This window comes from Streptomyces sp. 840.1 (genome assembly GCF_003751445.1).
In the GTDB taxonomy this organism is placed as follows: domain Bacteria; phylum Actinomycetota; class Actinomycetes; order Streptomycetales; family Streptomycetaceae; genus Streptomyces.
This window is the reverse complement of sequence record NZ_RJUU01000001.1, coordinates 3,444,706-3,467,631: the sequence shown is the minus strand read 5'-3', so window position 1 is coordinate 3,467,631 and position 22,926 is coordinate 3,444,706. Positions and strand designations below refer to the sequence as shown.

At 73.0% G+C, this 22,926-nt stretch carries 15 protein-coding genes, 1 tRNA gene and 1 pseudogene; 3 read left to right on the top strand and 14 right to left on the bottom strand.

From position 1 onward, the window contains the following. Positions 1-2: 2 nt before the first annotated feature. Entirely contained in the window at positions 3-1,358 is a 1,356-nt protein-coding gene (locus EDD93_RS15780) for an MFS transporter (RefSeq protein WP_123525744.1), read from the top strand. Here the strand turns inward: EDD93_RS15780 and EDD93_RS15775 are convergent. The 4 genes from EDD93_RS15775 to EDD93_RS15760 all read right to left on the bottom strand — a co-directional run bounded on the left by EDD93_RS15775 (position 1,288) and on the right by EDD93_RS15760 (position 7,159). Continuing rightward, positions 1,288-2,076 carry a S16 family serine protease gene (locus EDD93_RS15775; protein WP_123525743.1) on the bottom strand — a complete coding sequence of 263 codons (789 nt, stop codon included), beginning with the start codon at positions 2,074-2,076 and terminating at the stop codon, positions 1,288-1,290. The genes EDD93_RS15780 and EDD93_RS15775 overlap by 71 nt on opposite strands. Positions 2,077-2,347: 271 nt before the next feature. Beyond that, the gene (locus EDD93_RS15770) at positions 2,348-2,989 is read right to left on the bottom strand and encodes an IclR family transcriptional regulator (protein WP_024489166.1); all 642 of its coding nucleotides are present in this window, start codon (positions 2,987-2,989) and stop codon (positions 2,348-2,350) included. A 337-nt stretch (positions 2,990-3,326) separates the two neighbouring features. Continuing rightward, the gene (locus EDD93_RS15765; protein ID WP_123525742.1) at positions 3,327-5,345 is read right to left on the bottom strand and encodes a hypothetical protein; all 2,019 of its coding nucleotides are present in this window, start codon (positions 5,343-5,345) and stop codon (positions 3,327-3,329) included. A 188-nt stretch (positions 5,346-5,533) separates the two neighbouring features. Continuing rightward, positions 5,534-7,159 (bottom strand): WxL domain-containing protein, encoded by a 1,626-nt coding sequence (locus EDD93_RS15760; protein ID WP_123525741.1) that lies wholly within the window; start codon positions 7,157-7,159, stop codon positions 5,534-5,536. Between the two features lie 274 nt (positions 7,160-7,433). On the opposite strand from EDD93_RS15760, the gene EDD93_RS15755 reads away from it, so the two are divergent. After that, the gene (locus EDD93_RS15755; RefSeq protein WP_123525740.1) at positions 7,434-7,985 is read left to right on the top strand and encodes a hypothetical protein; all 552 of its coding nucleotides are present in this window, start codon (positions 7,434-7,436) and stop codon (positions 7,983-7,985) included. Between the two features lie 190 nt (positions 7,986-8,175). Here the strand turns inward: EDD93_RS15755 and EDD93_RS15750 are convergent, their stop codons facing one another. From EDD93_RS15750 to EDD93_RS15740, 3 genes and pseudogenes are all read right to left on the bottom strand, one after another. After that, positions 8,176-9,957, bottom strand: coding sequence for a DEAD/DEAH box helicase (locus EDD93_RS15750; protein ID WP_123525739.1), 1,782 nt, complete (start codon positions 9,955-9,957; stop codon positions 8,176-8,178). Positions 9,958-10,108: 151 nt separating this feature from the next. Beyond that, positions 10,109-10,351 (bottom strand): annotated as a pseudogene (locus EDD93_RS15745) (type II toxin-antitoxin system death-on-curing family toxin); the annotation flags it as partial. Between the two features lie 58 nt (positions 10,352-10,409). Next, positions 10,410-11,888 (bottom strand): MFS transporter, encoded by a 1,479-nt coding sequence (locus EDD93_RS15740; protein ID WP_123525738.1) that lies wholly within the window; start codon positions 11,886-11,888, stop codon positions 10,410-10,412. 183 nt (positions 11,889-12,071) lie between these two features. On the opposite strand from EDD93_RS15740, the gene EDD93_RS15735 reads away from it, so the two are divergent. Next, positions 12,072-12,143, top strand: a tRNA-Cys gene (locus tag EDD93_RS15735). Positions 12,144-12,208: 65 nt separating this feature from the next. Here the strand turns inward: EDD93_RS15735 and EDD93_RS15730 are convergent. The 7 genes from EDD93_RS15730 to EDD93_RS15700 all read right to left on the bottom strand — a co-directional run bounded on the left by EDD93_RS15730 (position 12,209) and on the right by EDD93_RS15700 (position 22,872). Then, positions 12,209-13,627: an amino acid permease gene (locus EDD93_RS15730; protein WP_221217315.1), complete on the bottom strand. Its 1,419-nt coding sequence runs from the start codon at positions 13,625-13,627 to the stop codon at positions 12,209-12,211. A gap of 104 nt (positions 13,628-13,731) precedes the next feature. Further along, on the bottom strand, positions 13,732-14,589 hold the full coding sequence (locus tag EDD93_RS15725) for a M55 family metallopeptidase (protein WP_260255748.1): 858 nt from the start codon (positions 14,587-14,589) through the stop codon (positions 13,732-13,734). Then, on the bottom strand, positions 14,586-15,974 hold the full coding sequence (locus EDD93_RS15720) for a diaminopimelate decarboxylase (RefSeq protein WP_185092331.1): 1,389 nt from the start codon (positions 15,972-15,974) through the stop codon (positions 14,586-14,588). The genes EDD93_RS15725 and EDD93_RS15720 overlap by 4 nt, the downstream gene beginning before the upstream one ends. A gap of 238 nt (positions 15,975-16,212) precedes the next feature. After that, a complete protein-coding gene (locus EDD93_RS15715; RefSeq protein WP_123525735.1) occupies positions 16,213-17,880 on the bottom strand; it encodes a CdaR family transcriptional regulator in 1,668 nt (555 codons plus the stop codon). Between the two features lie 68 nt (positions 17,881-17,948). Then, positions 17,949-20,294 (bottom strand): xanthine dehydrogenase family protein molybdopterin-binding subunit, encoded by a 2,346-nt coding sequence (locus EDD93_RS15710; protein ID WP_123525734.1) that lies wholly within the window; start codon positions 20,292-20,294, stop codon positions 17,949-17,951. Then, on the bottom strand, positions 20,291-21,979 hold the full coding sequence (locus EDD93_RS15705) for a 2Fe-2S iron-sulfur cluster-binding protein (RefSeq protein ID WP_123525733.1): 1,689 nt from the start codon (positions 21,977-21,979) through the stop codon (positions 20,291-20,293). Before EDD93_RS15705 ends, EDD93_RS15710 begins: the two co-directional genes overlap by 4 nt. After that, positions 21,976-22,872 carry a xanthine dehydrogenase family protein subunit M gene (locus EDD93_RS15700; RefSeq protein WP_123525732.1) on the bottom strand — a complete coding sequence of 299 codons (897 nt, stop codon included), beginning with the start codon at positions 22,870-22,872 and terminating at the stop codon, positions 21,976-21,978. The genes EDD93_RS15705 and EDD93_RS15700 overlap by 4 nt, the downstream gene beginning before the upstream one ends. Between the last annotated feature and the right edge of the window lie 54 nt (positions 22,873-22,926).

Genomic DNA, 22,926 nt, shown 5'->3' with positions numbered 1-22,926 from the left:
CCATGGACGGGGGGAAGAACACACACAACCGCCTGCCGCTCGTCGCGGTGCTGGCCGCCAACTCCATATCCACCGCCGGTACTTCACTCACCCTGATCGGCGTCCCGTGGTTCGTCCTCGAAACCACGGGCAGCGCCGGCCGGGCCGGGGTCGTCGCCTTCTGCGCGACCCTCCCGATCGTCGTGTCCGCCCTGGTCGGCGGGCCCGTCATCGACCGGATCGGCCGGCGCCGGGTCTCCGTCGCCTCCGACACGGTGTGCGGACTCGCCGTCGCGGCGGTGCCGTTGCTCCACTACGCCGACGCGCTCGCCTTCTGGATGCTCTGCGCCCTGATGGCCGTCAACGGGCTGTTCCACACGCCCGGCAACACCGCCCGCTACGTCCTGGTCCCCGACCTCGCCGAACACGCCGGCACCACGCTCCCCCGCGCCGCCAGCCTCTTCGACGCGGTCTCGCGCGGGGCCAGGATGGTCGGCGCGGCGCTGGCCGGGGTACTGATCGCGCTGGTCGGCGCGGAGACCGTACTGCTGCTGGACGCGGCCACCTTCCTCACCTCGGCCGCGCTCATCGCGGCGGGGCTGCGGGGCGTGCGCGCGGCCGAGCCGGTCACGACCGCCGAACCGGTCTCGCTGCCCACCTACAAGCGTGAACTGCGGGAGGGCTACGCCTACTTGTTCGGGAACCGGCTGCTGCTGGGCGTCGTGGTGATGGTTCTGTTCATGAACGGGACCGACCAGGGCTGGAACGCCGTACTGCTGCCGGTGCACGCCTCGGACGAACTGGGCGGGGCCCGGGACCTGGGACTGCTCACCGCGCTGTTCGGGGCGGGCGGCCTGACCGGTGCGCTGCTGTACGGGGCGGTGGGACACCGCTACTCGCGGCGGGCCGTGTTCAGCGTCTGCGTGATCCTGTGCGGGGCGCCGAGGTTCCTGGTCGCGGCGCTGACCGGCACGACGTTGCCGCTGGCCGTGACGATGGTGCTGAGCGGGGTCGCGGGCGGCGTCCTGAACCCGATCCTGACGACGGTGATCTACGGCAGCGTCCCCGACGCGCTGCGCAGCCGGGTCTCCGGGGCGATCACCGCCGGCTGCGAGCTGGCCATGCCGGTCGGCGGCCTCGCGGCCGGGCTGCTGGTGGAGAGCGCGGGCGCCTCGGGCGCGCTGCTGGCGATGGGCGGGTGCTACCTGCTCGCGACGCTGAGCCCGCTGGTCTTCCCGGCCTGGCGGACGATGGACGACGAACCGGGCGCGGGGACGGACGGGCCCCCGGGCTCTGCGGAGCCGCCGGTCAGCAGCTCGGGACCTCGCCCCCGTGATCCAGTGCCCGCAACGAGGAAACCGCGCCCTTCAGGGTCGTGACCGGGATCAGCCGGAGCCCGTCGGGGAGCTCGGCGTGCGCCTCCTTGCACTCCGCCTTCGGTACGAGGAAGACGCTCGCCCCGTCCCGGCGGGCCGCCTGGGTCTTCAGGGAGACGCCGCCGACCGCGCCGACCTTGCCGTCCGCCTGGATGGTGCCGGTGCCGGAGATGTTGCGGCCGCCGGTGAGGTCGCCCCCGGAGCCGTCGCCGTCGAGCTTGTCGACGATCCCGAGCGCGAAGAACAGGCCCGCGCTGGGACCGCCCACATCGGCGAGGTGCAGGGTGACGTCGACGGAGCCGGGCTTCCTGCCGAGGTAGTTCAGCGCCGCGTCCACGGCCGAGTCCTGCGACTGCACCATGTCGTCGAGGTTGTGCTTCTCGATCTCCTTCTCGGAGCCGCCGGTCGGGTACACGGAGTCGCGGGGCATGACCGCCCGGTCCGTACGGAACCAGCTGTCGATCACGTCACTGATCCCGACTTCGGCGTCGGGCCCGGTCGCCACGATCGTCGTCATCCGCAGCTGGCCCTTGGTGGGCCGGGTCGGGGTGCCCTCGATGGTGATCACCGGTGCGCCGTGATCGTCCCCGAGCACGTTCGCCGTCGTACCGGGCTGCGCCAGCGTGAACGGCAGCGGCGCGAAGGCGGCCACGCCGAAGAGGGCGAGCACGGGCAGGGCGCAGAGGGCGAGGGTGCGGGGGCGCGAAAGACGTGTGAGCACCCGCCCAATCTAACCGGCCCCACCTGTGTGAGGTGACCCGCGCCGCTCAAGCCCGCCCGGCGACCGAGGACGGAGCCCGGCGCGCCACATCGAGCCCGTCCGACGATCCAGGACGGAACCCCGCGCGCCACATCAAGCCCGTCCGGCGCTTGAGGACGGAACCCCGCACAAACCCAGCCCGTCCGGCGCTTGAGGACGGAACCCCGCGCCCCGGACCCGGGCAAGGCCAAGGACCGGGCCCACGCCAGGCACCCGCACCCCGCCGCCCGCGCTAGCGAAGCGCGTCAGCGACCTCCCGGGCCGCGTCCACCACCCGCGGCCCGACCCGTTCCGGGACCGCGTCGGCGAGCATCACCACGCCCACGCTGCCCTCGACCCCCGTCACCCCCATCAGCGCGGCCGCCGCCCCGCTCGCCCCGGCCTCCAGCTCACCGTGGGTGAGGGTGAACGCGGTCTCGCCCACCGGCTTCTGCCGGGCCGCGAGGATCGCCCGTCCCGCGGCGCCCCGGTCGAGCGGGTGACGGAAGCCGGCCCGGTACGCCACGTGGTAGTCCGTCCAGGTCGGTTCGACCACCGCGACGGCCAGCGCGTCCGTGCCGTCCACGAGCGTGAGGTGGGCCGTGGCCCCTATGTCCTCCGCCAGGGAGCGCAGCGCGGGCAGCGCGGCTTCCCGGACGAGCGGGTGCACCTGCCGGCCCAGCCGCAGCACGCCCAGGCCGACTCTGGCCCGGCCGCCCAAGTCGCGTCGGATCAGGGTGTGTTGCTCCAGGGTGGCGAGCAGACGGTAGACCACTGTGCGGTTGACGCCGAGTTTGTTGGACAACTCGGTGACCGTCAGTCCGTGGTCGGTGTCGGCAAGCAGTTTGAGGACACGCAGTCCTCGGTCGAGCGTCTGCGAGGTCTCCGCGGTCACGACGCCCTCTCCTCTTTGGTGAGCGGCGGCGGCTGGTTCCCACGGATTGTGCGTCACCGGTCCCAGCGGCGACGCACGGAGAGGCCGCCGGCCTGGCCAAGGCACCGGCTGCGCTCCGCGGCGGCGTTGCCACGGGGCGTTCACATTTTTGGGACAGTAGCGAGCCAGTCCGCTCAGCGGAAGACCTCGTCCAGAATCCGGGCGCCTGCGGAAAAGCGCTTGTGCCTCGCGAGCATAAGTGCCGGTCAGCGGGGCGTCGGCCGGATGGCGCGCATCTACGCGCGTCCATGTCGGCCGACTCCCTCGCGACGCTCCGTACACCAGAGGTGAACCAGCGTTAACTCACCGTGAACAATTGCTGCACGGTTTTACCGTTCACGAGCACTTCGCAGGCCCGGATCGACTTCGTCGCCGGGTCCCGGACGGTGAAGTTGAGGGCGAAGGTGCCGTCGAGGCCGATGATCCGGGTGACGTAGGAGTCGGAGGTCTGCCTGCCGTCCGCGGTGCGTCCGGTCACGGAGACCGTGGCGACGGGCGCGAAGCCTCGGCCGGTCACCTGGACCACCGTGCCGACCGGTCCCTCGGGCGGCGAGAGCGCGAACGACGGCCCGGCCGGGACCGTGCCGTCCTGGACGGTGAAGGCGGCCGTCTCGGTGCGCGGGTTGACGAGGACCTCGCGGACCCGGATCGCGACGGTGTCGGCCGCGTTCACGGTGAACGTCTGCGAGAACGCCCCGTCGAGGCCGACCACCTTGGTCCGCACCGGGTCGGAGGTCTGCGAGCCGTTCGCCCGCAGCCCGACGATCGACACGGTCGCCACCTTCGCAAAGCCCTGTCCCAGGACGGTGACCGAGGTGCCCTTCGGGCCGGCCGCCGGGGTGAGGACGAGATACGTCGGCGAGACGGTCAGCTGGGTGAGGGCCTCCGCGTTGCCGGCGGTGACACGGAGCGCGTACACGGCGCGCGGGGTGGACCCGGCGACGGTGACCGTGCCGGTGAGCTTGCCGTCGGCGGTGATCCGGAGGGTGGAGCCGCTGATCCGGGCCGCGTCGCAGCCGCTGCCGTCGGTGGCGCACAACGCGGCGGCCGGGGTGACGCCGGACGGCCAGCCGTCGCCGGAGACGCCGATGGACCCGCCGGGCTTGACCTTGGCCGCGCCCGCGGAGAGCGTCGCGGTGGCCTCGGTCACGGTGAACGGCGTGGTCAGCACGGTCGCCGGGTCGTTGCCCTCGTCGACCTGGACCGAGGCGATCGCGGGGTCCGAGACGGTGAAGTCGACGCTGAACTTCCCGTCGGGCCCGCTCTTCACGTAGACGGCGGTGTCGTCGAGGGTGGCCCCGCTCGCGTCGAGGCCGACGGTGTTGATCCACCGGTCCTGGAAGTAGTTGGTCCCGGTGACGGCGATGACGCTGCCGACCGGTCCGCTGTTCCGGGACAGCGCGATCGCGCGGGGCCCGTCGGGCACGTAGGCCCGGACGGTCAGGGGCGCGGTCGCCTCCTTCGTACCGTCGCCGACCTTCACGAGGTACGAGCCGTCCGGCACGCCGCCGGCCCCGGCGAGCACGGCGTTGCCGGTCAGCTGTCCGGAGCCGTCGATCGCGAGGGTGGAGCCGGCGAACTTCGCGGGGTCGCAGCCGCCGCCGTCCGCCGCGCAGAGCGACGGTACGGGGGTGGCGGACGGAGTCCACCGGCTGCCCGCCAGGGTGACCGGTGTGGACGGCCGCACCGGGGCGGCCGGCGCGATGAGCGTGGCCGGCTGTCCGGCGCTGCCCTCCACGGTGACGGTGCCGACGGATCCGCCGCCCGCGGTCACGACGCACGGGGTCTCGTAGGTGCCGCCGAGCACCTTCGTACGCGTGAGATTGCGCAGCGGGGTGAAGGAGACCGGGCCGCTCGCGTTGGCGGGGACGATGAAGTCGCCTTCGTACGGCGGGATCTCGATCGGTTTGCCGGACGGGATGTCGAGGGAGACCTGGGGCCCGGTGACGGTCACCGTGCCGGTGGCGCCGCCGGACATGGCGAGGTCCAGGCTCGGGGTGGTGGGTACGTCGCTGAGGCTGAGCCCGCTGGTGGCGGGGGACGGGCCGAGCGTCACCTTGGCGTGGACCTTGCCGCCCGGGTCGACGACGTCGGGGGTGAGTTCGACGTTCATCTGCTGCGGCCCGGTGGCCTCGCCCTGGCCGGCCGGCAGGGTGCAGTGCACGGTCGGGGTGACCGTACCGGCGTGCGCGAGGGGGGCCAGGGCGGCGGATCCGCCGGTCCAGACGAGCAGGGTCGTGGCGCCGAGTGCGACGGCACGGCGTAATGCCGGGCCGCCCGGTCTTCTTGTGGCGGCGGATCTGCGATGGGCGAACATACGGCTCCTCCAAAGGAAGCGGAATGCGAATGATCCGAATGATGAGAAAGTGAGCACGAACGCGAAGGCGGGACACGAAGACGGACACGGACACGAATGCGGATACGGTGCGGAACGGGAAACGCCCGTCCGCTCCATTGCCGTATGGAGCAGACGGGCGTCCGGAAGGGCTTTCCCGGCGACTCCCGTTACAACAGGGTCAGGGTCAGGGTGGCGCTGTAATCTCCGGGCCGGGTGAATTCGGGAACGGTGAGGGTGAGACCGGCATCGGCGTCGAACCGGCCGCCGGTGAACGGACGTGATCCGTCCGGACTCATCCGGCAGAGGCTCGCCGCCTCGCTCCCCAGCGCGGCGGGCGATCCGGCCACCGGCGCCCCCACGCTCCCCGCCCGCGCGGTGCAGGCGGGGGTCCACCGCACGGCGTCGGCCGGGATGGTGTTGCCGTCGGCGCTCCTGAAGCCGGTGAGGGTGGCGGTCAGCGACCATCCACTGTTGACGCCTCTGGCGTCCTCCACCTCGACCCGGTTGAGCCGGGCCTGCTGCGTACCGGTGTCCGTGCCCAGCACCGTGGTGCCGAAGTCGACGGTGTCACCGGCCTGGGTCATGGACAGCGTCCCGGCCCTGACCTCGGTGGTCAGCCGCTGCTCGGCCGTGCCGCCGCCGCCGCCGCCCTCGGTGGTCACCGTGAACGGCAGCGTGCGCACGGTCGCCGGGTCGTTGCCCTCGTCGGCCTGGACGGCGGCCACGGCGTCGGAGATGACGGTGAACTCGACGGCGAAGGTGCCGTCCGCGCCGCTCTTGACGTAGACCGCGCTGTCGTCGAGCCCGGTGCCCGCCGCGTCGAGGCCGATGATGTTGATCCAGCGGTCCGGATTGTAGTTGCGGCCGCTGACGGTGATCACGCTGCCGACCGGCCCGCTGTCCGACGACAGCGAGATCTCCCGGTTCCCGGCCGCGACTGCCTTGACGGTGAGGGGGGCGGTGGCCTCCTTCGTACCGTCGTTGACCTTCACCTGGTAACCGCCGTCGGGCACCGCCCCGGCCTCGCCGAGGGTCGCGGTGCCGGTGAGCGTGCCGTAGGAGTCGATCCGCAGGGTGTTCGAGGTGAACTTCAGCGGATCGCAGCCGCCACCGCCCGCCGCGCAGAGCGACGGCACGGGGGTGGCGCCCGGGGTCCACCGCGAACCGCGCAGCTTGACCGAGGTGTTGGGCCGCACCGGATCGGCCGGGGCGGTCAGGGTGGCGGGCTCGGAGGTGGTGCCCTCCGCCGTGACGGTCCCCACGCTGCCCACGTCACCGACGACGTCGCACGGTGTCTCGAAGACCGATCCGAGGACCTTGGTCTGGGTGAGGGTGCGGACGGGGGCGAGCGAGATCTCTCCCGAGGCGTCCACCGGGACCAGGAAGTCGCCCTCGTACGCGGGAATCTCGATGGGTTGCCCGGCCGGCACGTCCATGGTGAACTCGGCGCCCCGCACGGTCACGGTGCCGGTGGCCCCGCCGGACATCGCGAGGTCGAGGCTCGGGATGGTCGGCACGTCGTCCAGGGCGATGGCGCTGGTGGCGGGGGACGCCCCGAGCGTCACCCTGGCGTGCACCTTGCCGCCCGGGGCGACGACCGGGGGCGACAGTTCGACGTTCATCTCCTGCGGCCCGGTGGCCTCGCCCTGGCCCGCGGGCAGGGTGCAGTGGACGGTCGGGGTCACCGTGCCGGCCGCGGCCGCTGCAGCCTTCGCGTGGTACGGCGGAAGCGGCGCGGCGGCCCCGACACAGCCCAGCGACAGTACGAAGCAGGCTGCGAGCAGACCGGTCACCCCGGGTCTTCGTCGTCGGATCACCTGACACCCTTTCATGGCCCATTGATTGCGCACATTGAGGAGGTCAGGTGCAGAGAAGTCAAGAGAGACCGAATTGATCCTTTCGGAAATGCCCGAAAAGCATTTCGGCACGCGTTTCCCGCGCATCCGTTGACATCTTCGAAGATCACCGTTTCACTGCACCCGACATGCCGGGCCCGGCACGCAGATCCGCAGGCTGGTACCACTACAGCGCATCTGCGGAATTCAACCGGAAGGAGTTCCACCCGTCATGTCGATCTCCTCACGCCACACCCCGAGCCGAAGACGCCTGCCGCTGGTGGTGGGCACGGTGTCCGCCGTCGGCGCGATGCTCGCGCTGTCGTCCCCGACGGCCTCGGCCGTCACCCCGCTCACCGCCACGGCGAGCTACGACTGCGGCTCCTGGGGCGCCGGCGTCGCCACCCTGACCGCCGCCGACTCGGGCACGAACAAGACCATCAAGATCACCTCAACGGCGATCACCATGCCGGCCGGCACGAGCGCCGACCCGAACAGCATCACCACGACGCTGAGCCTGACCAAGACCTCGGGCGGCGTCACCAGTCAGGTCCAGTTCTCCGCGAAGACCAACCCCGGCCTGAGCGGCGGCAACCCGATCACCCTCGGCCCGCTGAAGCTCACTTCGGGCACCCTCGCGGCCGGGAACAGCACCAATTCCACGGTGCTGCCCTCTCCCCCGACCACCTCCAACTGGTCACTGCGGATCGTGGCCTCGTCCCCGACGTCGGCCACCGTGCCGTGCGTGGCGACGACCAGCCAGTCCGCACCGTTCGTCTGGTGACGGCGACCGTCGTCCGGTGACCACGACCCGTTCATGACACCGGTATCCACCTCATGACACCGGCCCGCTCATGACACCGGCCCGGGACCGATGACACCGGCCCGGGTCTCATGACACCGGCCCGGGGCGAGGACGGCTGTCCTGCGCCCCGGGCCGGTACCCATGCGCTCCGGTCTCCGGCGGGCCGGGCTCACGTCATGCGGGTGGCCCACTCCTGGACCTTCTTGATCCGCTGCTCGATCTGCCCGGCCGTGGCCTCCGCGCTCGGCGGCCCGCCGCAGACCCGCCGCAGCTCGGTGTGGATGACCCCGTGAGGCTTGCCGCTCTGGTGCGTGTAGGCGGACACCATCGTGTTCAGCTGCTTGCGCAGCCCCAGCAGCTGCTTGTGCGTGACCACCGGCCGGTCACCGGCCGGCTTCTCCAGCAGATCGGCCTCGGAGGCCGGCTTCTGGCGGCTGTGCGCGATCTGCCGCGTCTGCCGCTTCTGGAGCAGCAGCTGCACCTGGTCGGGCTCCAGCAGGCCCGGGATGCCGAGGTAGTCCTGCTCCTCCTCGCTGCCCGGGTGCGCCTGCATGCCGAACTCGGCACCGTCGTACAGCACCCGGTCGAAGACCGCGTCGGATTCGAGGGCCTCGAAGGGCAGCTGCTCCTCGGTCTCCTCGTCCTCCAGCTTCTCGGCGTCGGCGAGGAGCTTGTCCTCCTCCGAGAACGGGTTCTCCTCGTCGCTGCCCTTCTTGGGCTTGTCGAGGACGTGGTCCCGTTCGACCTCCATCTCGTTGGCGAAGTCGAGCAGCATCGGGATCGTCGGCACGAAGACCGAGGCGGTCTCGCCGCGCCTGCGGGAGCGCACGAAGCGGCCGACGGCCTGGGCGAAGAAGAGCGGCGTCGAGATGGTGGTGGCGTACACGCCGACCGCCAGGCGCGGCACGTCGACGCCCTCGGACACCATCCGGACCGCGACCATCCAGCGCGATCCGTCCTCGGTGAAGGCGTCGATCCGCTTGGACGCCGCCTTCTCGTCGGACAGGACGACGGTGGCCTTCTCGCCCGTGACCTTCTTGAGGATCTTGGCGTACTCGCGGGCCGATTCCTGGTCGGTCGCGATGACCAGGCCGCCCGCGTCCGGGATGCCCTTGCGGACCTCGGTCAGCCGCTTGTCGGCGGCGCTGAGCACATTGGGGATCCAGTCGCCGGTGGGCGACAGCGCGGTACGCCAGGCCTGCCCGATGGCGTCCTTGGTCATCGGCTCGCCGAGCCGGGCGGCGATCTCGTCACCGGCCTTGGTGCGCCAGCGCATGTTGCCGCTGTAGCTGAGGAAGATCACCGGCCGGACGACGCCGTCGGCGAGCGCGTTGCCGTAGCCGTAGGTGTAGTCGGCCGAGGAACGCCGGATACCGTCGTTGCCCTCCTCGTACGCGACGAACGGGATCGGGTTGGTGTCCGAGCGGAACGGCGTGCCGGTGAGGGCGAGCCGCCGGGTCGCCGGGTCGAACGCCTCCTGGCAGGCCTCACCCCAGGACTTCGAGTCACCGGCGTGGTGGATCTCGTCGAGGATCACCAGGGTCTTGCGCTGCTCGCAGCGGTTGCGGTGCAGCATCGGGCGGACGCCGACGCCCGCGTACGTGACCGCGACCCCGTGGTAGTCCTTGCTCACGGGGCCGGCGCTGTAGTCGGGGTCGAGCTTGATCCCTATCCGGGCGGCGGCCTCCGCCCACTGCTTCTTGAGGTGCTCGGTCGGCGCCACGACGGTGACCTGCTGCACGACGTGGTGGTGCAGCAGCCACGACGCGAGGGTCAGCGCGAAGGTGGTCTTGCCTGCGCCGGGGGTCGCGACCGCGAGGAAGTCGCGCGGCTGCTCCTGGATGTACCTCTCGAGGGCGCCCTGCTGCCAGGCTCGCAGCTTGCCGGCCGTACCCCAGGGGGCGCGGCCGGGAAAGGCGGGTGAGAGGTGGTGGGAGGCGGTAGTAGTCACGGTCTCCGGTTCGGGTCTCTCGGGTACGTGGGGTGCTGTCCGCACGGACCGGGACGGGCCCGCACGCGATACGACAACCGGGCCACCCTACCGGGGGGCGGGGTGCGATCCACCCTGGGCTCCGCCGCCCCGGGGCGAATTGGGACGGCTCTCACACGTGGTCGTCGATCAGGTCGCGAAGCCCCTGGGAGATGACCTTGACCTCGTCGGCCTCACCTGTGGCGACCGCGATGACCAGGCGTTCCGCCGCGTCGATGTCCGGCCGGAGATCGACGCCGTTCATCGCGAGAAAGGTCGTGCACGACAGCCAGGCGGTGCGCTTGTTGCCGTCGAAGAGCGGACGGCTGATCGCCAGCGACTGGAGCAGGGCGGCCGCCTTGTCCACGACGTCCGGAACGGTACCGTCGCATGGGGCCAGATCGGTACCGGCGTCAGGGCCGGACCGGCAGCACTCACTTCTCCCGTACCCGCGTAGCCACCCACGCCCCCACCAGCGCGACCCCCGCCATCGGCAGGAACACCACCACGAACGCCCCCGGGTGCGAGCCGGAGGCGCCCGCCTCGACGGCCTCGTGCACGGCCCCCACCGCTCCGCCGCCGAGCGCCCCGAACGCCGCGCCGCCGGCGGCCAGCAGCAGGGCGTTGGAGAGGCCGTCGGAGATCTGCAGGGCCGCGGAGTTCGCCCCCGCCTCATGCGGGGCGGACAGCTTCAGCAGCAGCACGCTGGTCGACGCGGTCACCGTGCCCATGCCGAGGCAGCCGACCGCCCAGGCCACGGCGACCGTCCAGACCGGCACCCCGTCGATCAGTACGGTGGGCGCCCCCGCGATCGCCACGGCGACCAGCACCATGCCGGCCACCATCAGCCGCTCGCGGTGCGGCTCCAGACGGGGCCGGGACTGCAGGAACGAACCCAGTGCCCACGTCCCGCCACCGGCCGCGAGCGAGAGCCCGGCCAGCGTCGGGGACAGGCCGCGCTCGGTGACCAGCATCAGGGGCACGAACGACTCGGCGGCGATGAACGACCCGGCCGCCACCCCGCGCAGCAGCACCACCGAGGGCAGCCCGCGCGCCGCCCGCCCGGTTCCCCGGGGCAGCAGGCCGCGGACGGCCGGGACGAGCAGGGCGATCCCCGCGGCGGCCGGCAACAGCGAGAACCAGTTCCGCTCCTGCCCGGCGTACTGGAGCAGCCCGGCGCCCAGCGAGATGCCCAGCGCGAGGGCGATGCGCCGGCGGTCGAACGGCTCGACGGGCGCCGCCGGGTCGGCGGGCCCGGCGGCCATCCGCCGGATCGCGGGCAGCGCGAGCGCCAGCGGGAAGACCACCAGGACCGGGATGCCGACGAAGACCCAGCGCCAGCCCAGGTGCTCGGTCACGCTCCCGGAGGCCAGGGGACCGACGACGGACGGGATCACCCAGCTCGCGGCGAACCCGGCCATGATGGCGGGCCGCAGCGGCTCCGGGTAGGCCCGGCTGACCACCACGTACAGCGCGACGATCACCAGCCCGCCGCCGAGCCCCTGCACGGCCCGCCCCGCGACGAACATCCACATGGTGCCCGCGGTCCCGGACAGCAGCAGGCCCGCCCCGAAGGCGGTGATCCCGGCGGCGAGGGGCCCCAGCGGCCCGCGCCGGTCCGCCCACTGGCCGGAGAGCACCATGGCGAAGAGGCTGGTGGTGAAGTACGCGGAGAACGCGAACGCGTACAGCGGGATGCCGTGCAGTTCGCGGGCGGCGACCGGCATCGCGGTCCCCACGGCGGTGGCCTCGAAGGCGATCAGGAACACGACGGAGACGATGCCGATGCTGAGCGCCCGGTAGGTCCGCCCCAGGACCCCTTCCACCGCCGTGACGGCAACGGCTCTGTGCAGGTCAGCAGTGTCTTCGTGGCCGGCCGAGATCTCGGCGTCAGGCGGTTCCAGGGCGGTCATGAACCCTAGAGTAAGGGGCAAAATCCCCCCTGACCCCTGTCCTGAGTCGCTCCCGTTCTGGTCCCTTGGTCGTAGGACCGGGCGGCCTTTCATGAACGCGGTATGGCAGTCGCGTTGCGGGACGGCCCGTGCTCTTGGCGGCCGTGGCCGGCGGCGCCTACGGTCGGGACCAGAACAACGCACGGCCGTGTGCCCGAGAGGCTCAGGGGCTCGACTGCAACTCGAGTTACACCGGTTCGATTCCGGTCACGGCCTCGGTATACGCAACCGCCCGCTCCCTCGTCCTGAAGACGCGGGGGCGGGCGGTTCCATGTGCCGGGTCAGCCGGTGACCGCTGCGTCCGGCACCGGACGGCTGCCGCGCGCCCTGCGCACCGCGTACGCGACGAGGACGACGGCGAGGCTGCCGAGGCTGGTGAACAGCTGGGTGCGCTGGTCGCCGATGACGGCCATGGCCACCAGCACCGCGGCGAAGCCGGCCATCACCACCCAGGTCAGGTACGGGAACAGCCACATGCGCAGGGTCAGCCGCTCGGGTGCCTCGCGCTCGAGCCGGCGCCGCATGCGCAGCTGGGAGACGCCGATCATGAGGTACATGAAGATGGCGATCGCGCCCGAGGAGTTCACCAGGTAGGTGAAGACGGTGTCCGGGGACAGGTAGGCGAGCAGTACGGAGATCCAGCCGACCACGGTTCCGGCGAGGATCGCGCGGGCCGGGACCTGGCGCTTGTTCGTCGCCACCAGCCAGGTGGGGGCGTCGCCGTGGGTGGCGAGCGCCCTCAGCATCCGCGAGGAGACGTAGACCGAGGAGTTGAGCACGCTCAGCACCGCTGTGAGGATCACGATGTCCATCACGAGGCCCGCGCCCGGCAGCCCGATGATCTTCCAGGCGGCGACGTACGGGCTGGCCAGGACCTTGGCGCTGTCCCACGGCACGATGGTGACGACGAGGACGATGGAGCCGACGTAGAAGAGGATGATCCGCCAGATGATCCCGGTGGTGGCGCGGGCCACCGAACGCTCGGGCTCCTTGCTCTCGGCGGCGGCGATGGTGACGATCTCGGCCCCGCCGAACGCGAAGATGACCACGACGATCGCGGAGAAGATCGCGGTGAAGCCGTTCGGCGCGAAGCCGCCGTGCGCGGTCAGGTTGGAGAAGTCGAAGGACGAGCCCGGCCAGCCGCCGAAGACGTAGAGGCCGCCGACGATCAGGAAGGCCACGATCGCGGCGACCTTGACGGAGGAGAACCAGAACTCGAACTCACCGAAGGACTTCACGGAGAGGAGGTTGGTCGCGGTCATCACGACCATCAGGCCCATGGCCAGCGCCCAGAGCGGCAGCCCTATCCACGCGTGCAGGATCGCCGCACCCGCGACGGCCTCCACGGCCACGATGATGACGTAGTAGTACCAGTACAGCCATCCGATGGTGAAGCCCGCCCACGGCCCGATGGCGGTACGGGCGTAGTCGGCGAAGGAACCCGAGGAGGGCCTCGCCACGACCATCTCACCGAGCATCCGCATGGTGCACAGCACGAGCGCGCCGGCCAGGCAGTAGGACACGATCGCGGCCGGCCCGGCGGTCTTGATCACCGAGCCGCTGCCGACGAACAGCCCGGCACCGATCGCACCGCCGATCGCGATCATGGACATGTGGCGGTTGCGCAGCGAGCGGCTGAGTTCCGGCTGCGGGCTCTGTCGCGTGTTCTGCGGAGTTCTCTGCGGTACGGGGGAAGTCATGGAAGCTCCAGGTCATGGGCAGACGTCGTACAGGGCGGGGGCGGGGGCGTGCGCGCCGTCGGAGCGGCGTTCGGGCGGCGCCGGGCCGCCGGACCGCTCGTTCCTCAGGTCCAGTCGCCCTCGCGACCGCCGCCGATCACCCAGGTGAGCGCCCGGAAGCGGCGCAGCGCCGTCATGGCGTCGGGGGTGTCCATGCGGACGGTCCTGGGGCCGGAGGGTTCGACTCCGGACAGGGCGCTCGCGCGGTCCGCGAGGTGCGGGCTGTCCACGTCGACCTCCACCACGTGCGGGGCGGGGCGCGCGGTGGGGCGGGGCGGCGGGGCAGAGAGGGCCGCCTCGGCCTCGCGGCGGATGTCGGCGCCCGTGACGGCCGGGGTACGGCAGACGGCGGCGTGCCGGGAGATCGCCCGCTTCACGGTGACGGTCCGGCAGCCGGGCGCGTACGCGGCGGCCTCGCGGCAGGTCACGTCGTCGCCGGTGACCAGGACGACGGGGACGCCGGCCTCGGCGGCGACGAGGGCGTTGAACCCGCCCTCTCCGACGGGCTCGCCGTCTACGCGGACGCCGAGGATGCTGTGCGAGAGGTAGGTGTGCGCGAGGACGCCCTGTTCGCCGGCGCCGGTGTGGTAGCCGACGAACGCGACCGCGTCGAGCCCCTCCTCCAGGCCTTCGAGCATGCCGAGCGGCTTGTGGCGGCCCACGATCAGGACGGCGCGCGGGTCGAGTTCCTCGATGAGCACGTTGTCCATGCCGCAGTGCGCGTCGTTGACGACGATCCCCTCCGCGCCGGCGTCCGCGAATCCGGCGACAGCGGCGTTGACGTCCTGGGTGAGCAGCCGGCGGAAGCGTTCGTAGCGCGGTGTCCCGGCCTTGACGTCCGCCGGAGAGACGGTGCCCGTCGCCCCTTCCATGTCGGCGGATATGAGGACGCGCTTCATCCCGCCACCTGCTTCTGCGGTCATTGCTCCGGCCCCCGCGCGCACAGGGCGACGAGCGCGTCCACGTGAACGAGGCCGCTCTCCTGGACGACTTCGCGCACGCTCTGCGCCTCGCGGACCATGGCGAGGCGGACCTGTCCGGCGGAATCCGTGCGGTAGCCGTACACGGCGGGTCTGGGCAGGGAGTTGTAGGAGAAGTGGGACGAGAAGTAGTACGCCCCGGTGTCGTACAGCGCCACCAGGTCCCCGGGCTCGACGGCCGGGAGTTCGCGGGCGCTCGCGGTGAGGTCACCGGCGAAGCAGCACGGTCCGGCGATGTCCACGACCTGGAGCGGCCCTTCCTTGGGGCGCCCCGCCGCGTCGAACACGCCGGCGCGCAGGGGCCAGGAGTCCGGCATGAAGACGGTGCGGGTGGCCACCTGGGCACCGGCGTGGGTGACCGCGATCCGCCGCCCGCCGGCCGACTTGGTGTACTCGACGACCGAGGCGATGGTGCCGCTCTTCGCGAGCAGCGAGCGGCCGAACTCGGTGACGAGGGTGTAGCGGCCGTCGAAGAGGCCGGGGGCGGCGGCGCGCAGTTCGCTGACGTAGTCGGTATAGGTGGGGCGGTCGTCCTCGCTGTCGAAGTTGACGGGCAGGCCGCCGCCGATGTCCAGGCCGGTGATCCTGGCCTGCCCCAGCTGCTTGTTGATCCGCTCCGCCAGTTCGTACGCGGCGCCGACGCCCCGGGCGATGAGTGGCAGCGGGCAGCCCTGGGAACCGACGTGTGCGTGCAGGCGGTTGAGCCAGGGGCGCGTGGTGAAGGCGTCGATCACCGCGTCGACGGCTCCCGGGTCGCGCAGCGCGACGCCGAACTTGGACGTCGCGGTGGCCGTGCTCATCGCGCCGATGGCACCGGCCCCGACCTGGGGATTCACCCGCAGTCCGATGGGCCCGGCGGGCTCGCGGCCGGCCAGCAGCCGGTCGACGCGTGCGAGCTCCTGGAAGTTGTCCAGGTTGATCGCGATGCCGTGCTCCAGGGCGAACTCCAGCTCCTCGACCGTCTTCGCGGGGCTGTCGAAGACCAGCCGGTCGAAACCGAATCCCGCGGCGAGTGCCTGCTCCAGCTCGCCGGGCGAGGCCACCTCGCAGCCCATACCGGCCTCGGCGAGCAGCCGGAGCACCGGCACCAGGCCGCAGGCCTTGGCCGCGAACGTGTGGTGGACGGTGGCCGGCCCCTCGAACGCCTCGTTCAGCGCGTCGACCGCGGCCAGCACCCCGTCGACGTCGAGCAGGCCGACCAGGGGCGTACCGGGGCCGAGCAGTCCGTCCTCGACGGCACGGGCGAGCGCCGCCTCACGGGCGCGCTTGCGCTGGGGGGCCGGACCGGAAGTCACCTGAACCACACTCCTACGTGATGGGTCGCTCATGCACCGCCCCCGTCGGACCGCGGGCTGTTGTGCCCAGCTTCGGGGTGCGGAGCCCGGCATGTCTTCGTCGTCCGGCACCAGGACCGACCGGTCTCCCTGTCCAGTCCGACAAGTAAACGATCATGATGACGAGGCCCCCCGTCACCCGCCGGGCCGGAACCGGAACGGGAACCGGAACCGGAACGGGAACAGGAACGGGAACAGGGAGCCCGGACCAGGATCCGGACCAGGCCCCGGGTCAGGACCGTGGCCGGGTGGGCCCGAGGCGCAGTCCGATCTCCGCCAGGAGCCGCACGGCCGGGTCGGCCAGGTCGACGCCGAACAGCTCCCGGGCCCTGCGCAGCCGGTACCGCAGCGTATTGGGGTGCACGTTGAGGTGTCGCGCGGCGGCGGCCGTGTCGCCGAAGGCGTCGAGGTACGCGGCGACGGACTCGCCGTAACACGCCCCGTGCGACCGGTCGTGCTCCAGCATCGCGTGCACCGGCCCCGCCGTCTTCTCCCACAGCGGCTCCACCCGGTCGAGCAGCCGCAGCACCGCGGCCTCGGCCGCGACCTCCTCGTACGACGCCACCGCCGACCCGGCCCCGGCAGGGGGCAGGCGCGCGGCGCGCTCCCGGAGCACTCGCACCACCAGCTCCGCGGCGTCCCGGGACGCGGGCAGTTCCGCCAGGTCCGGCACCACGGGCCCGGCTCCGGCGAACACCACGCCCCGGGGCACCGAACGGGCCGTCGCCAGCAGGGTGCGGGCGGGGTCCCGCTCGCCGTCCGAGGCCGGGACCAGGACGTACAGCCGCTGCCCGGACCTGGCGGTCACACACCCCGGGCGGTAGGCGGCGGCCCGCAGCGCCAGTACGTCGAGGACCCGCTGCACCCGCTGCCCGGTGTCACCCGGCGCGGGTTCCGGGCCGTCGTGGGCCTCCGCCACCATCACGGCGTACGGCCGGCCCCGCACGATCCCCACGTCGTGCGCCGGCTGCCCGCTGCCCGCCAGGAGCGCGTGCACCGAACCCTCGCGCGCCCACGCCGCCGCCCGGCCCCAGGTCCGGTGGTGCGACAGGTGCGGGACCGCGGCGCGGGCGGCCGTGCGCAGCGCCGCCACCGCGTCCTCGGCCAGCGGCCGCCCGTCGGCCGCCGCCCAGATCGAGCCGAGCACCTCGGAGCCGTGCCGCACCGCGACGGCCAGCCGTTCGGCGTACCGCTCGTCGGCGGGGAGCCGCACCACGTCGTCGGTGTTCCACAGCGCCTGGAAGAAGCCGCTCTCGCGCAGTTCGACGACCCGCCAGCGGGGCACCTCCTGGCCGAGGATCGTGAGCCGGCGCATCGGATCGGGCTCGTGGTCCATCCGCGAGTAGGCCAGCACCCGCGACTGCGGGTCCTCGATGGTGATCGCGCCTCCGACGAGGTCCGCCACGGTGTTGGCGAGACCCGACAGGTCCCCCAGCCGCAGCCCGTCCACCCCGGCCGCGCCCCCGGACCGGTCCGGGACGCTGTGCACCAGCGCCGTCCGCAACTGCCCGAGCACCTCGGTCCAGCCCTGCCCGGCCCGCCGGGTCAGCAACGCCGTACGCCCGCGCCCGGCCGCCTCCAGCAACGCCGCCCGGGGCCCCCGCGCACCGCGCCGCATCACCACGGCCGCCGCCCCGGCACGGTCGGCGGCACGCAGCACGTCGACCGCCTCGGGCGAGGCGGCCTCCACCCCGACCGCGAGCAGCACCAGTCCGGCGGCCGCCCAGGCGTCCTCGTCCCCCTCCTCACCGGGGTCGTGCAGCACCACGTCGGACACGGGTACGCCGGTGCCGAGGGGTGCCACGACGACATCGAGCGTCCCGGCGGCGATCAGCGCGAGGAGCTGCGCCAGCGTGGGGCCGCCCTGGTCGGCGGCGCGTTCCGTCTCGGAGATGTGCATCCGCCCATGGTCGCCCCACGCCGCCGGGGCCTGCCAGGTCCCCGGTCACCGGTGGGCCGGGGACGGCATCAGGACCTGGTCGCCGCCACCGCTGCCTGGGGCCTGATCGGGAGGCGGTTGACGGGGCGGCCGGTGGCCGAGCGGACCGCGGCGGCCACGGCCGCCGGTGAGGTCACCACGGGGACCGCCGAGGCGGGCTTGGCGCCGAACGGGGCCACCACGTCGCGTTCCTCGATGAGTCTGACGATGCGGATGTCCGGCGCGTCCAGGGAGGTCGGCAGGGCGTAGCCGGTGAGGTCGGGGTGGCGGATCAGGCCGCGGGCGGTGCGGAGGTTCTCCGTCAGGGCGGTGCCGATGCCCTGGGTGATGCCCGCCTCGATCCGGGTCGCCAGCTGGGACGGGTTGAGGATCCGGCCGACGTCCTGGGCCACGGCCATCTCCACGACGCGGACCGAGCCGAGCTCGATGTCGACGTCGACGACCGCACGGATCGCGCAGAAGGCGAGGCCCACGAAGGCGTCGCCCTGGCCGGACTCGTCGAGCGGCTCGGTGGGGTGCGGGCGGCACTGGGCGGTGGCCCAGAGTTCCTTGCCGTCCATCGCCTCGGTGACGGTCGTGGAGAGCACTCCGTCGTAGCTGGTGATCTTGCCGTCGGCGATCTGGAGCAGTTCGGTGGACATGCCGAACTTGTGGGCCAGCGGCTGGAGCAGCTGGGTGCGGACCATCTTCGCCGCGCGTTCGACCGCTCCGGCGGAGACCCAGGTGTGCCGGCCGTGCGTGGCCGGTCCCGCAGGGGGCTGGTCGGTGTCGACGGAGGCCACGTGGACCTCCTCGATGCCCAGGGTCTCCTGGACGACCTGGCGGGCCAGCGTGGAGAAGCCCTGCCCCGTCTCGACCGCGGCACAGATGACGGTGGCGACCCCGTCGTGGACCCGGACGGTGGCGGTGGAGACCTCGTCGGTGCCCTCGGCGCCGAGCATGTGGACCATGCCCAGCGCGTAGCCGACCCCGCGCCGCACCGCGCCGGGTTCGCCCGCGCCCTCCGGGCCGCCCGGGAGCAGCCAGTCGTCCTCCGGGGAGTCCTTGGGGAGCGAGGGCAGCGGGAAGTCCCGCACCGAGCACAGGAGTTCGGTTACGGGGGCCGGGCAGGTCACGGTCTGTCCGGTGGGCAGGATGTCGCCGGTGGACAGGGCGTTGCGCAGCCGCAGTTCGGCCGGGTCGATGCCGAGCTTGCCGGCCAGCTTGTCCATCTGGCCCTCGTACGCGGCACAGACCTGCATCGCGCCCTCGCCCCGGACATGGCCGGACGGCGGGTTGTTCGTACGGACGGCCCAGCCCTCGATGAAGGCGTGCGGGACGACGTAGGGGCCGCAGGCGAACGCGACGGCGGCGGCCAGCGACTCGGACGAGTCGTCGGCGTACGCGCCCGCGTCGAGGAGGATCTGCGCCTCGACCTTCACCAGGCGGCCCTCGGCGTCCGCGTGGTGGCGGTAGCGGAGCAGCGTCGGGTGGCGGTGCGCGTGGCCGAGGAAGGACTCCTCGCGGGTGGCGGCCAGTTTGACCGGGCAGCCGGTGCGCAGGGCGAGCAGCCCCAGCGGGAGCTGGAATCCGGGGTCCTCGCGGTCGCCGGTGGCGCCGGGGACGCCGGTCACGACGACCTTCACCCGGTCCGGTTCGAGGCCGAAGCAGGCGGCGGCGAGGTCGCGGTCGGTGTGCGGGTCGGTGGAGGCGGTGTAGATCTCGACGCCGCCGTCGGGGCGGGGTACGGCGAGCCCGGCCTCGGCGCCGATGGGCGCCGGGTCCTGGCGGCCGATGCGGTACAGGCCCTCGACGATGACCTCGCCCACGATCTCCGGGTCGCCGTAGCGCAGCGGGATGTGGCGGATCAGGTTGCCGTCGGGGTGCAGGGGTTCGGCGGCGAAGGCCTTCTCCGGGTCGGTGACCGGTTCCAGTACCTCGTACTCGACGGCGATGGCGGCGGCGGCCAGCCGGGCCGTGTCGGGGTGGTCGGCGGCGACGGCGGCGATCGGCTCGCCGTGGTGGCGGACCAGGTCGGAGGCGAAGACGGGGCGGTCCACGACGCGGCGTCCGTAGGAGCTCTCGCCGGGGACGTCCTCGTGGGTGACGACCGCGCGCACGCCCGGCATTTCGAGGGCGGCCGAGGTGTCGATCGACAGGATGCGGGCATGGGGGTGCGGGGAGCGGAGGACCGCCGCCCAGAGCAGTCCCTCGGCCCACAGGTCGGCGGCGTACGGGAAGGTGCCCTCGGTCTTGGGGCGGGCGTCGGCCGGCGGCAGCGAGGCGCCGAGGCCGAACATCGGCTGCTCGCCCTCGGGGCCGTCGGGGCCGTCCAGCGAGGGGATGCTGATCGCCGTGTGGGTCGCGCCGGCCGCGGTGGCTGCGTCGTTGCTCACGCCATGCCTCCGTCCTGCAGATGGGCCTGCACACTACCCGCACCGGGGGCTGCCTGGTGCGGGATGCGGGCCCCGTCCTGTTCCGCGTCGTGCTCCGCGGGCGCGGAGGCCGCCTCGCGGCCCGCGATGACCTCGTTCACGGCGTCGAGCACGCCCCGGTAGCCGGAGCAGCGGCAGAGGTTGCCGCAGAGCGCCTGGCGGGTCTCCAGTTCGCTGGGGGCGTGGTTGCCCTCCAGCAGGTCATGGACGGTCATCGCCATTCCGGGGATGCAGAAGCCGCACTGGACGGCGCCGCAGTCGGCCAGGGCCCGCTGGACGTCGGACGGTTCGCCGTCGACGGCCAGGCCCTCGACGGTACGGACCTCGCTGCCCGCCGCGGTGGCCGCGGGGACCAGGCAGGAGGCGACGAGCCGGCCGTCCACCTGGACGTTGCAGGCACCGCACTCGCCCTGCGAGCAGCCGTCCTTGGCCCCGGCGAGGCCGAGGCGCTCGCGCAGCACGTAGAGCAGCGACTCGCCGATCCAGGCGTCGGTGACGGGCCGGTCGACGCCGTTCACGTGCAGCGCGTACGAGGCGGAGGGGTGCTCGCTGGGCAGGTCCAGCCGGGGGGCCGGAGCCGCGTCGGTGGGGTCGGGGCCGGTGTCGGGTGCGGGTGCGTCGGGACCGGTTTCCGGGGCGAGGCCGGTGACGCCGAGGTCCGTGGCGCCGACGGCCGTGTCCGCGTCCGTCGCGTCGGGGTCCGTCGCGGCATCGTCCGTGGCCGCGGTGTCCGGCGCCTCCTCGGCGACCGGCCCGGCGACCGGCTCGGCGTCCGGTCCGGCGTCCGGTCCGGCCGTACCGGGGTGCTCCATGGCGGGCGCGTCGGAAACGGCGGGAGCGTCGGAGACGGCCGGAGTGTCGGAGACGGCGGGGATGTCGGGGCCGGCAGGCTGCGAGGCGTCCTGGTGGGATGCGTCCGGCGGGACCTCGTGCGTGTCCTCGGGCCCGTCCTCCGCCGCCGCGGTGTCCGGCGCTTCCGGTGCCGTGCCGTGGTCCGTCCCCTGCGGCGGGGCGCTGTCCCCGGCCCCGGGCTCCGGCTCGCGCGTCGCCCAGGGGGCGGGCGCGCCACCGGGCAGGGTGGCCGGCGGGGTCCGGTCCGCGTACCAGCCGGCGGCAAGCGCGGAGGCCGAGAACTCGCCGGACTCCTCCGGGAGATCGCCGTCGGCGACCGGGATCTGCCACTGGCCGGTGTGCCCGGCAGGTTCCGCGGACTCGGCGGACTCTGCGAAGTTCCACTGGCCGGTCTCGGCCCGGTCCTCGCGGTACCGGTCCGGGTACTGCTCCCCGGGCGGCTGCGGCTGGTACGGGGTCTGCGGGTATCCGTACGGCGCCTGCTGCTGGTTCGGGTCGGGCCAGTGCACCGCCTCGGGGGCGGGCTGCTCCGCGTCGGTGCCGTGGTCCGGCCGGTCCTGCCGGCTCGGCGTCTGCACGACCCAGTTGCCGGTGGCCGCGGGATCGAGCCCGGCGGCCGGGGTCAGCGGGAGGATCATCGGCGGCACGTAGCCCTGGCCGGGGGCGGCCAGCGGGATGTTCGCCAGGTCCTCCGGCGGCAGGTGGACGAAGGCGGTCGCCTCGGCGTCGTAGTCGCCGCTCTGGGGGATCGGCTCCCATCCCCCGTGCTGTTCGGTGTGGTCCTCGTTGCTCACGACAGTGCCCTCCCCAGCGCGCGTCGGGCCAGCGCGGCGACGGTGCGCCGCAGGTGCAGTACTGCGGGGGACAGCGGTGGCGCCTCTCCCCCGTCGGCGGGCGGTGGCTCGTCCGGGATGCACGCCGCGGCGACGTACTCGCCGAAGGCGGCCAGCGCGTCGGGCGCCAGGCCCCGTTCGCCGTCCCAGTCGATCAGCGAGGCGATCCAGCGTTCCGCCTCCAGCGGCCGCAGCGGCATCGGCGCGATGGCGCCGACCGCGCAGCGCACGCCGCGCCGGGCCGGGTCGAGGACGATCGCGACGGAGGCGGTGGCGCGGCCGGGGCCGGTGCGCCCGGTGGCCTTGAGGAAGACCTGCGGGGCGTGCAGCAGCGGGACGCGGACGAAACCGATGAGTTCGGCGGGCTCCAGCATCTCGCGGCCGGCCAGCAGGTGCGAGACCGGGATCTCGCGGCGGGCGCCGTCCGGGCCCGCGATGACCAGCTCGGCCTCCAGCGCGGCCAGGACCGGCAGCGCGTCACCGGTCGGGGCCGCGGTGGCGATGTTGCCGCCGAGCGTCCCGGCGTTGCGGATCTGGGGCGGCCCCGCGGCGCGCGCGGAGGCGGCCAGGGCCGGGATGAGTGCGGCGAAGTCGGGGCGCCCCATGCGGGCGTGGGTGAGACCGGCGCCCAGGAGGGCGTGGCCGTCCTGGTAGTGCCAGCCGCGGAGTTCACTGATCCGGCCGAGGCCGACCAGCCCCGAGGGGCGCAGGAGGCCCTTGTTGACGGCCGACATCAGGTCCGTGCCGCCCGCCACGGGGACGGCGGCAGGCATGGCGCCCAGTGCCGCCACTGCCTCGTCCAGCGAGGCGGGCAGCGTGACGGACTGCGTCGCCTGCGGTGCTTGCGTGGTCAACCCAGCTGCCCCTTCCCGGTGTCCCGGCTGTCCCGTCTGTTTCGCCGTACGGTA